Annotated in this window: 9 protein-coding genes; 5 read left to right on the forward strand and 4 right to left on the reverse strand. The window is 38.8% G+C overall.

Annotation, left to right across the window (positions count from 1 at the left end; all coding sequences use genetic code 11):
- Positions 1 to 13: 13 nt before the first annotated feature.
- Positions 14 to 1012 carry a sensor domain-containing diguanylate cyclase gene (locus QUE09_RS13860; RefSeq protein ID WP_286233398.1) on the forward strand — a complete coding sequence of 333 codons (999 nt, stop codon included), beginning with the start codon at positions 14 to 16 and terminating at the stop codon, positions 1010 to 1012.
- Between the two features lie 85 nt (positions 1013 to 1097).
- On the opposite strand, the gene QUE09_RS13865 is transcribed toward QUE09_RS13860, so the two are convergent.
- Positions 1098 to 2270: an MFS transporter gene (locus tag QUE09_RS13865; protein WP_286233400.1), complete on the reverse strand. Its 1173-nt coding sequence runs from the start codon at positions 2268 to 2270 to the stop codon at positions 1098 to 1100.
- A 20-nt stretch (positions 2271 to 2290) separates the two neighbouring features.
- The gene (locus tag QUE09_RS13870; RefSeq protein WP_286233401.1) at positions 2291 to 3031 is read right to left on the reverse strand and encodes an SDR family NAD(P)-dependent oxidoreductase; all 741 of its coding nucleotides are present in this window, start codon (positions 3029 to 3031) and stop codon (positions 2291 to 2293) included.
- Between the two features lie 122 nt (positions 3032 to 3153).
- Between QUE09_RS13870 and QUE09_RS13875 the strand changes: the two genes are divergently transcribed.
- A complete protein-coding gene (locus QUE09_RS13875; RefSeq protein ID WP_286233402.1) occupies positions 3154 to 3756 on the forward strand; it encodes a TetR/AcrR family transcriptional regulator in 603 nt (200 codons plus the stop codon).
- An 82-nt stretch (positions 3757 to 3838) separates the two neighbouring features.
- Here the strand turns inward: QUE09_RS13875 and QUE09_RS13880 are convergent, their stop codons facing one another.
- A complete protein-coding gene (locus QUE09_RS13880) occupies positions 3839 to 7378 on the reverse strand; it encodes a M1 family aminopeptidase (RefSeq protein ID WP_286233403.1) in 3540 nt (1179 codons plus the stop codon).
- Between the two features lie 13 nt (positions 7379 to 7391).
- A complete protein-coding gene (locus QUE09_RS13885) occupies positions 7392 to 8291 on the reverse strand; it encodes an ABC transporter ATP-binding protein (RefSeq protein ID WP_286233404.1) in 900 nt (299 codons plus the stop codon).
- 237 nt (positions 8292 to 8528) lie between these two features.
- Between QUE09_RS13885 and QUE09_RS13890 the strand changes: the two genes are divergently transcribed.
- From QUE09_RS13890 to QUE09_RS13900, 3 genes are all read left to right on the forward strand, one after another.
- A complete protein-coding gene (locus QUE09_RS13890) occupies positions 8529 to 10052 on the forward strand; it encodes a sensor histidine kinase (protein WP_286233405.1) in 1524 nt (507 codons plus the stop codon).
- Positions 10045 to 10767, forward strand: a complete 723-nt coding sequence (locus QUE09_RS13895; RefSeq protein WP_286233406.1) for a LytR/AlgR family response regulator transcription factor — start codon at positions 10045 to 10047, stop codon at positions 10765 to 10767. Before QUE09_RS13890 ends, QUE09_RS13895 begins: the two co-directional genes overlap by 8 nt.
- A gap of 495 nt (positions 10768 to 11262) precedes the next feature.
- The gene (locus QUE09_RS13900; RefSeq protein WP_286233407.1) at positions 11263 to 12063 is read left to right on the forward strand and encodes a PEP-CTERM sorting domain-containing protein; all 801 of its coding nucleotides are present in this window, start codon (positions 11263 to 11265) and stop codon (positions 12061 to 12063) included.
- Position 12064 lies beyond the last annotated feature (1 nt).

The raw sequence follows: 12064 nt of genomic DNA on the forward strand, positions 1-12064 counted from the left end.
TTTAATACGGAGAATGGCGTCATTAAAAGTTGATCTAACATCACCCATTCATGTCTTTATGAAAGACATTTTACATGAGGCACAACAAGTATTAAATGTTAGCAGAATAACGGTTTGGTTATTAAAACCAAAAAAGTTAGTGTGTGTAGCAAATACCGACTGGCATCAAAGTGAAGTACCAAGCGAACTTCCTATTTTACTAAAACAAGATTATCCCGCCTACTTCGATGCCATTAAATTCGGCGAAGCTATCATAGCCAATAATGCAACAACTGACCAACGTACGTTAGAATTCAACGAAACATACCTAAAACCCCAAAATATAAAGTCTATGCTAGATACCATTATCTTTGAGAATGGCTTTCCCGCAGGTGTGGTGTGTTGTGAACAAACAAAACGACTACGTAAATGGAAGAAGCATGAAGTACATTTTGCCGAAGTACTCGCTGATTGCTGCTCCTACCGTTTCAAAGCCAAAGAACAAGCCGCGTTAGAAGATAAATTGACAAACATGGCATTTTTGGATGATCTAACACAAACCTATAATCGTCGCTTCTTCTTCAACTCAATTGATAAAGTGATAAGTTTACACAGCCGCGTTAAAGCCCCTCTTGCCATTGCCATGTTAGATCTTGATAACTTTAAAGCAATAAATGACAACTTGGGACATGACGGCGGAGATAAGGTATTAAAGCATTTTTCTACACTAACGAAACACACAATCAGAACTGAAGACCTCTTTTGTCGGTTTGGCGGCGAGGAGTTTATTGTTGTTTTTCAACATAAAACAGCACGTCAGGCTTATATTGTTATTGAGCGATTACGCACCATGCTTAAGGAGCAACCGGTAATAATTGACAATCACGAGTTTCCTTTCAGCTTTTCAGCTGGCATTTGCCAAGTGATGTTAAAGCAGCCTATTAACGAATCTATTAAAAAAGCAGATATTGCATTATATAAAGCAAAAAACAATGGCAAATGTTTAACCGAAGTACTTACAGACTCAGAATAGCAAAGCAAATATTAGCGACTCGCCGCACCACGTTTGATGAATATAGTTTACCCAAAGAAACTAAAAAGAGGTAACGTAGTGTTGGTTATTTTCTCTGTATTTGACATAACCATGCAACCAAGGCAGTTACCAATGCGATACTTGCCGCTACATTACCGACCTTATCTACAGCATATTGACTAGAAACCCAGCCACCAACAACAGCCCCACAACCAATGCCTAAATTACATACTGCCATATTAAGTGATAATGCAAACGCTTTATCTTCGTGAGCTACCTGAATTATTCTAACCTGTGTGATCACAAACGCTGCCATATGCACTGCGCCCCATAACGCCAAAATAAATAGCGCTGAAAATTTCCAGTATGCGCCGATGTGAGTAAATAGCATAACAACTAAAAAGAATAGTAAACTAAGATAGACGCTTGGTTGGATAATTCGCTGAAAAAAGAGTTGTCCAGCCACCCAATTACCTACCACACCAGCAACGCCAAAGATAAACAACAACCATCCAACTGCTTCATTATTAAAGGTTGTTATAGCTAAGATGAAAGGCGTTATATATGTATATACGGTAAACAAAGCCGTAAATAAGAACATTGATATCAAAAGGTGTAATAAAAACAAAGGTTGTAGAATTAAAGGCGATTTATTCTTTTTAGTTTTTTGTTTTTCTGGTGTTACGTGTGGCAAGTAAATAACAACACCAATAATGGCAAAAAAACCCAATACTGACAGCAGCAAAAAAATAAGCTGCCAATTATATTTCAACGCCAAAAAAGCACTAAGTGGAATACCTATTACAGTAGCAATCACCACCCCCACGTTTACACGTGAGATTGCCCAGTATTGACGGTTATCACCGAAAGTATCAACAGCAATCATGGCTATAATACTTAAAATAACCGGTAAAAAACCGCCCTGAATAAATCGAGTTACCACAATCACCTGATAGTGGGGCAATGTAACAATAACAACATTCGCCAAGGTAAAAGCAATAACAACAAGCACTAACACACGCTTAGCATCGAATGCTTTTGCCAATAACGTTAAGCAAGGACCTACCACCGCGGCCCCTAATGCAAACCAAGTTACAAACTTCCCCGCTTTCGCCAATGAAATATCTAGCTGTACCGCTATTTCAGGCAAAAAACCTACCATGGCAAATTCTGTTGTGACGACCGCAAAAGATAAAAAAGCAAGAAGGTTCAAAAGCGCGAATTTATTATGGCGCATTACTTTTGTTTGATTTCTCACTTTAATCACCTCTGCCGCTATTACGCGTTTGCGCCACCATCAATAGTTAGCTCAGAAGCTGTCATACACTTCCCTTCTTCACTTGCAATAAATGCGATTACACCCGCAATATCATCAGGCTCAGCATATTGTGGTATGCACATAGCATTGCGTTGCATATCACTGTATTCACCATCTGCCGGATTCATATCTGTATTTGTAGAACCAGGATGAACAATATTCACCGTAATACCTTGTTGACCTAAATCACGTGCTAGCCCTTTAGTAAATCCAATAAGCGCAGCTTTACTGAGGCTGTATAAACTTAACCCTGGCATTACTGCACGTTCTGCAAGGTTACTGCCTATAGAAATAATTCTACCTCCTGGTTTCATATACGCAGCGGCTGCCTTAGAAGCGAGCACTACTGCACGTACATTGATGTTTAGTATTTGATTGATATCTTCTAATGTCACTGCTTCTATTGGTTTAGGATTAAAAATGCCAGCATTATTCACTAAAATATCAAGCTGACCAAACGCTGCGACTGTTGCATCAACTCCAGATGTTATTGCTTGAGGATCGGCATTATCAGCTTTAATCGCAATCGCTTTAGCACCAATATCTCTCAGTTTAGCCACTACACCATGTGCTTTTTCTTCATTATTTACATAGGTAATCACCACGTTAGCCCCCTCTTGAGCTAATCGTTCGGCAATGGCGGCGCCCATTCCTCGGCTTCCCCCTGTAATAAGTGCTACTTTATTTTTTAATCGTTGCATATTCTTTCCTATTATCTGTTAATATATATGTATCGAACGTTACAAAAACATATACTAGCACTTGCTTTTATTTTTGTAACGATCATTATGTAAATATTTTTTTAAATCTTAAGAGCTAAAGTATGAGTACACGAGGAAGACCACGTAAATTTGATAGAACAAAAACTCTACGTAATGCAATGATGACTTTTTGGCAGCAAGGTTACGATAATACTTCCATGGCGGATCTCGTAGCCGCTATGGGCATTAACACCCCCAGTATTTATTCAACTTTTGGATCTAAAGAAGCATTGTTCAATGAGGTAATAACGCTATATCGCACATCAGAGGGTAGTAAAATATGGCAGGAAACCATGCGAGAAAGTTCTGCCGAAGCAGCCATAAAAACGCTATTAACATTGAGTGCAGAGGAATTTACCCAAGCAAATAAGCCAAAAGGTTGTTTGATTATATTAGGTGCAATGAATCCAGATGACACAAACCTACCCATACATCATTTGTTGCAAGAGTGTCGTGCAGAAAGTAAAGAAAACCTTATTAGCTTGCTAAAGCGTGATATTGAAAACGGTAGACTTAAATCTGAAATTGACTGTCTTGCTATTGCAACGTATTACATTACCCTTCAACAAGGGATGTCTATTCAAGCCCGTGATGGCGCATCAAAAGAAACACTGCTATCTGTAGCAGAAATTGGCTTAATCGCTTGGCCCCTACTAATAAAATAAATAGTAAGCAATGCGTCTACTGGTACCCTATTTGAAATAGCCACACCACGTTAATTAATTTTAGTGGTGTGCGCTACCTTTATTACTTCAAACCAAAAATATACCGATTATTTTCTCTATTGCTATCAAGCAATAACAGCGATGGATCAAGCTCAATATAATGTGGTTTTGTTGCTAGTTGCCACTTAACACACGTGTTAACCCCTTTCTTAATATTCGTGGCAATATTCATGCTATCTATTTGTTTTTCCTTGCCAGTAAACACACTTACATTTACCCGAGACAGCGCTGCTTTATTATCTTGCAAACAAATACTGACAACGTAGCCATGTTCAGCATTGCTCAACTCTGCTTTAGTAATTTCAACATCATGAACAATGACCTCTTTAAACCAATTATTTATCAACTGCTGCTGTTCAGCGGTTTTATCTTCCTGTAGGTAGGCAATAAAATCTAATGTAGTTGCTGGTTTATTTGGATACGAATGTAACGCGACTAATTTTTTTAACGCCTTATTGATCGCCGATTCGCCCAGTTGCTGTTTAAGTGCATACATAGCAGCAGCACCTTTTGAATAGATGAGATAATTTTCATCACTTCGATAAAGGGGCAATTCATTAATATTCGTACGCGAACGACCTGAAAAGTAACGTTGTTGCTCATACTTAATAAGCTGCTTTACGTAGTCGTCACCATACTTACGTGCTAATAATACCATTTCCGTATACTTCGCCAGTGTTTCTACTAATACCGCTTCTCCTTCTGTTGCAGCGCCATTCAAGCCATGTCCCCACCACTGATGCGCGACTTCATGCACCGTTCGACGGTATAAATGGTCAAAGCCCGCTTTATTCGTTAAATCAACGTGAAATCCAACGCCTTCACCAATGAAAATAGTATGCGGTAACGCATAACCAGTAGAAGGGAAAAAACCTGCAACAGGCACTAAACGCAAGTTATTAGTCATTATTGAGCCAAAGTGTTCATTACCATAATGCAAGGCATCACGAATAGCACTTAAATGACGTTCGGCATAGTCTTCTTTGTTTTCGGGGTAGTAAACGTCAACTGTTGTATGAGCAACTTTTTCCGTTTTAACGGGGAAATTGTGCGAAACAATATGCCCGATATTGCGCACTTTTCCTTGTGTTTTATATTGAAACGCTTTTTTGCTTCCCTCTTGCCATTGTTTAACCAATTTTCCTGGTGCAAATGCAATGTGGTCTTCATTCGTTACAATGGTAGTATCTAACATTGCCCAATCATAAAGCTCTGACATATCACCTTGATATTTTTCAAGATCTTGTTCAAGTGTGGTATGCGTAAGTTTAGGTAAAGCGAACTTTTCGCGTAAACCCTTATTGGTTAATTGATAGTGCTTAACATAGCCAAAAAATGGTAGATAGCGTAAGAAACGAATATAACTGTAATTACGGGTTAAAAAGTTATCTCCAGGTACACCTAAGTATCCATTTTGCTGATAATCCGCAGTAAAACGTAACTGAGTAAATTGACCTGGCTGAATCGGCTGAGAAAATGCATAAATATGTGTTTGATGGGCTTGGTCATACGACATCTGCTTAGCATTCTCTACTTGAATATTTCGGTAATGAAAAGGCAAAGGAGTAGAAAATACCAACTGCGTAATAGCGTTTTCGCTACGATTAACTAACTGGTATTCAGCATTAATTGTCAAACGTCTTTCATTAGGCATCAACTCAACCACTGTTGTAACTTGTTCGGCAGACAGTGACGCTTGATCTTTTAAGTAAGCATATTTTTTTTCATAACTTGCTTTCCACACATGCCGATCATTACTTGATTGGTAATGACCTATGTACCAAGTCTGATATACGATGTTACCAAGCGTTATAACAATAGCCACTAAACAACAAACGAATATCGCTTTCTCATTACGATGCCATAACATAGGCGAAGTAAAGGCCGATGATAACTCCTCACCACGACGGAAAAATTTAAACGCAATAAGTGATAAAACAATAAGTAAACTATATCTAAAAATTAAGTAGCCAACTAATGCATCGATTTCACCACCAAAGCCAACAAACTCAGAGAAACTTAAGAGCGGCAATTGCCCGAGTGTCCATAATGGGTGCTCTAAACCAAAAGATTGCAGCATGCTAGTTTCAAAACAGACAAATAAGGCAAAGGTGATACCCAGTGCTAAGTATTTATTGGGTAACAATGCGTGTATCACGACACAAAGCGTTGCTAACCAAATCATCGGCAATCCAAAATAAAAATACATCGACAAATACACACTCAGACTAATGTCTCCACCATGAGCAGACTGCATAATGATGGAAGCAACAATACTCAAAGTAATAAAAAATAACGGGACAAAGCACAGCGCTATTAAACGACCAAAAAACAACGCTGCATTACTGACAGGCGTACTATCGATGAGTGATTTAACCTTACTTTGCTGATCACGCCAGCACAATTCAGCAGCAAGAAACAACATAAATAAACCACCAAACCGCGGTAAAATATCGGCAATATATCGATTGACGGTGATCATCGTAGAGGCAATTGCCGACGTGCCTAAGTTTTCAAGATGTATATAGCCAAAGTAGACTTCGCTCGTTATTAAAAACACTAATGCGCAACACATAGCAAAAAATGTTTTGGTTTTAACGCTCAGCTGCCATTCTTTATGTGCGATGGTAAGTACACTATACGCGGGCAATTTAGCTCGAAGTCGAGCAATAAAAGGAAGCGCAAACGAACGCGTTAAAGAAAACGTCAAGCGCTTTATCCAATTCGGTATCAACATGCTTTCATCTTTCATCGCATCTATTTTAAAATTTCTCACATGATGCATTATGGTATAAACCGTGACGACCAACGCGGCGAAAACAACCAGTAGACGATTGGTAACTAAAGTCTTGTCAAAAGTTGGCAAAAGCGTATTTTTGTCTGAAGGCTGCCATTGCTTTACTTGCTCAAAATAGGTACTTAAAGCAAAAGGGTCTATCCACGAATATAATGAAGCCAATTCAGCAGAAACAGCGACTCTACTAGCCATTAACGGTGAACCATTGATGGTTAAAAAGAATTGGTAGGCAAAGAATAATAAACACGCATTTAAATACAAATAAATACTGCGTTTACCATATAGACCAATCGCAAAAAATATTGCACAAACAAATAAAACGTTAGGTAACGCTAACACAAGTAACGCCCAACCAAGGCTGGCAAGAGGTAAGACTAAAGAAATGGACGGTTGCGTTGTTAAACCAACGAAAATGCCAACGCCAAAACTCAGATAAACACACCAACAGAGAAGAAAAAACGCTATAAACCTTGCAATAAGTACCTGTGTTAGCTTAGTGCTGCTTGCATACACAATACCTGCCATATCACTTTCAAAATCTCTAATAGTCGCTTGCGCTGAAAATATCGCGACCAAAACAGGCAATAGTAAAAGTTGAATAGCAAACGTTTTGATCAGAAAATATGCGCCACTGATCTGAATATCCATATCTGGTGTTTGCTTATTTATAACAAAAGTACCAAAGGCAAAAGATAACACCATAGCAAGCAACCAAAGCCAGTGGCGACGTTGTAATTTTAGCTCGGCAATTAGTAAACTTTTCATACTTAATTCCTTACTAAATGTCTTGTAATTCAGAAGTATTGCAATGTAACGCTGCAAAATAAGCATCTTCTAAATCAGGTGATACTTGATGAAAGTCGGGGCTAGGTTGATGCTCACTATAAACATGAATGGTCGCCTCTCCAGCGAATAACCGTTGACTGATGACTTGCGTCTTGGGAATAACGCCTTCGAGGTTAGCTTTACTGGTTTTTATCTGCCAAATTTTGCCCTTAACTTGTTCAATCAATTGTGCAGGAGAGCCTTGTTTAACAATTTTTCCCGCGGCAAGTATCGCCATGTTTGGGCAAAGATGACTGACATCTTCAACAATATGCGTTGACAACAGCACCACTTTGTCGCGGCTTATTTCAACCAGTAAATTATGAAAGCGATTGCGTTCTTCTGGATCAAGCCCTGCTGTAGGCTCGTCAACAATCAGCATTTTAGGATCGCCCAATAATGCCTGTGCTATACCAAAACGTTGCTTCATGCCCCCTGAAAATCGACTAACGGCGTGACTTTTATGCTGTGTCAGGTTGACTTGTGTTAGTAACTTATCGATTTGAGCATTGCGCTTTTTACCATCAGTCACGCCCTTTAGTTTTGCTAGGTAATCAAGTAACTCATAAGCAGATACTCCTGGATAAACACCGTAATCTTGAGGCAAATAACCCAACTGTTTACGCATAAACTCAGGGTGTTCAATAATATTTTCGCCGGCAAATGTTATCGTGCCAGCATCAGGCTTTTGCAAGGTTGCAATAGTCCTCATTAAGCTCGACTTACCAGCGCCATTCGGCCCTAAAAGTCCAAACATGCCAGAACCAATTGATAAATTTACATGATCTAATGCAGGAATATTTTGACTCTTTTTCTCTGCGTAAGTCTTACATAAGTCAGTTATTGTTAGCATATATTCGCCACTTTCAGTGTTACATGGCGTTATTGTTATTAACTGTTACGGACTTTGCGAGCAAACAATGACCAAGGTCGAATCTTTAATGATGAATGTCAAAATCGACAGTAACCGAGCTCCTTGGTGCGTTGAACATCAAAATAGTGCTTTTTGTCATTTATGTACTGACATATAGCAAAGAACAGCGCAAACTAATGTTTGGTTTATTATTAATACTTATTCTATCAGGCAGCTATGTTTTCTCGTTCCTTTTCAAAAACATTCTTCTCTTATTTTTTTTCTCCATATATGCCGTTTAGTCTCTACCTTGCTTTTATCGTATCTTATGCCTTTTTAACCGTTAACGAGCTTAATTGGATAACCTTTACTGAAAGAGTATGCGTATTGACGATTCTCATTTCACCTGCACTGTTATGTAAGTATCAAAGCTTAAAGCACCGTAAAGTCGTAGCATATACTTGGTGGGTAGTTGGATTCATTGGCCTGCCACTGCTACATATTATTTTACTCGAGAACTACATTGCGTATGCGGCGACCTTTTTTAACACATTACTAATATTTGTTTGTTTGCTTGCAATAGAAGCGATTACATTACTAAATCGATACATTAAACCAATGAACTTAACTCGCCTTAAAGATAAGTTCACCATGGACAACATCCTGTTAGCCATTGTCATACTTTTTAGTTTATTTTGGTCATTAGTATTTAACTCGGTAGATAATCCGATGGAGAACCAACCCATTCACGTTATCATTGATTTAAAGCGAAACTTGCTGCGATTTGATGAATTATTAGCGTATTTTATACAGTTTCTTAGCTTTTATTTATGCGGCTATTTCCTCTACTGGGTTAACCACCATGTATTGATCAACAAAGTAATGGCCCGTTTTGGCGTATTTCACTATTTATGGACTGCCTGTATTTTTACCCTAATTGCTTCGCCTTTACTCAGTCAAATCGCGCTGTTTTTACCCATAAATAGCACGCAATTTACTTTACTGCCCAGTGGTAACAGCGACCCATTTGATAGTTGGAATTTACGCATAGCATTTATTATCATGGCAATTAGTTTACCGTTGATATTGGCGTTTAAATGGCAACACCAAGTCGCTGAGGTACTGAAATTAAAACAGCAAAATACCGAGGCAGAGTTGAAGTGGTTACAACAACAAATTAACCCTCACTTCTTGTTCAATACCCTCAACAACTTATATTCAATGGTGTTAACTAAAAAAGCGCAAGCACCGCAATGTATACTACAGTTATCCAACCTGTTGCGATTTGTCGTGTATAAAGGTGGTAATCATCGTGTAAGTTTAAAAGACGAAATTGCTTACTTAACTGACTATATTGCACTACAACAAATTCGCGTCAGCCATAAAGCGACATTAACCATTAATATTGACCAAAAACTAGCAGAGAATACCCAATTTAAAATAGCTCCATTACTCTTAATCGTACTCATAGAAAACGCCTTTAAACATGGTATTGATGCAACGGATAAGCCCGCTTGGTTATCTGTCGATTTGTCACTTGAGGGCAATGAGCTTAGTGTAAAATGTCATAACTCCATTGATGAAAGACTGAATAACAGTCAATCAAAACCACAAGAAAAACAAATAGACGGTGGCCTTGGACTTGAAAATTTACAACGTCGATTGGCGCTTGATTACACTAATAAGCATCAATTGAATATTTCGGCACAACCACATGAGTTTTTAGTAACCTTAACTGTGGAGTTAGAAAATAATGGATAAGCTTAACGCTTTAATCATTGACGACGAACCCCTAGCACACGATATTTTACAGAGCTTTTGTGACAACGTTCCGTTTATCAACGTTGTTGGACAGTGTTATTCTGCCACCCAAGCGCTTGACTTTCTTTCCAAGCAATCGGTTGACCTGCTATTTTTGGATATTAATATGCCAATGCTTTCGGGTCTAGACTTGCTTAAAGTTTTGAAAGAAAAACCACAGGTTGTTATCACTAGTGCCTATCAAGAGCATGCATTAGAAAGTTATGAATTAGATGTAAGTGACTACCTTTTAAAGCCCTTTTCATTTGAACGCTTTCTTCAGGCTTGCAACAAATCACTTAATCACTATAAATTAGTTCAACAAGCAACGCACACAGATAATCCCAAAACCATAAAGCAGATATTTGTTAAAGTAGATAAAAAGCAACTTAAAATAAACTTAGCAGACGTTAGTTGTTTTGAAGCTTACGGAAATTACGTGAAGATTTGGCGTGATGGTAAAAGCGTTTTAACACCAAGAACACTGTCAAGCTTTGTAGAGCAACTTAAAGACTCGTCCTTTTTACAAGTGCACAAATCGGCCATGGTAAACCTTGAACATATTCGTTTTATTGAAGGAAATAAAATAACGTTAATCGATGAACGAGAGATCAATATTGGTAAGTCATTTAAAGCGCAAGCATTAAGAAAAATTTCCGAATTAACAAAACTTTAGTGAAAATCTGTTTGCATTAGAACTAATCAGCATTAAACGAATCTGTTATTACTTGAACTGACAGACTCGATCTATAGAAATCAATCAAATCTGGCTGTCGCATATGTGCCAGTAACGGACAATCAGAAACCTGTAGTCGAATGATCACTTTTGCGATATAGCGGATCGTCAATGAACATTGCTTGTATGAGTCCCTAGGCACAAAGCGGACTTTGAGAATATGGAATATTGCACCTTGTTTTGTTCGTCTTGTGAAAGCTTAGGCAGACCCTAACTTAATGTATGGGATAAAAACTGTCGGTATACTTTACAAATATACAAATCCGCACGTCCAGCGATTTGATAAAAGGCTGTTATACAAATCAATTTTCACCTTGGCATTGCAATTGCATTTCCGGACAAGCAATTTACTGTTTAGATCACTGGTACTGCGGTATAAAACTCAATAAAGGGATGTATTTTCATGCCTAATAAGACAATAAGGACTCAGTCATTATGATGAAAAAAATGATAGCCGCGCTTTGCTTAATCGTTTCGGGTACAGCGCATTCAACCATGATTGGTGTTAGTGGTAATTTCATAAATTTTGGGCCAACCGTATACGAAAGTCGCGAAGACGGCTCTGTGTGGCAGTGGTTAGATTTAACCGTAACCAATGGTATTTCGTACAAATCATTAGTAGCCGACCTAGCCGATAATAATTTACTAGACAATTCCTCCCCCCTCAACGGTAGCGCAGGTGCTGTGGCAGATGTTATCGGGTTGTACGATAGCTATCGAGGCGGATGGAGTACCGTTTCAGATACCAGTGTCGTTAACATGTTCAATAGTTTTTTCGGTCTTTCGTTAGTTGACGATCAAATCTATAACTTCAATAGGAACGTAGAAATAGTAAATGATTTTATAAAAGCTTTTGGCGACACGTACCACGAAGGATTTTGCAATGATACTAATTCTTGCCCCGTGGACGTGTATCCGCAAAGTAAGAACAGTGGGTACACATATGGACGCACGAGCAGCCACTCATTTACCCTCCAATCAGGTCGGTACAACGAAGCAGCGAATGTTTTCGACGGATATTACCGCAATCTGGGCGGCGACTCTAACTTCGATCTAATTAACACTGGTTTGAGTTCGCATGTGAAATCTACCTACGCAGCGACAGGCACGTGGTTAGTCCGCGAAGTCAAGCCTGCCAATGAAGCCCAGCCTGTCAGCGAGCCTGCGACAGCCTTGCTGTTTGCTGTGTCGTTAGTCGCGATAGGATTACGTCGTAAGCGTCATCTATCATCGTAGC

Source organism: Thalassotalea sediminis (genome assembly GCF_030295915.1).
GTDB lineage: Bacteria > Pseudomonadota > Gammaproteobacteria > Enterobacterales > Alteromonadaceae > Thalassotalea_C > Thalassotalea_C sediminis.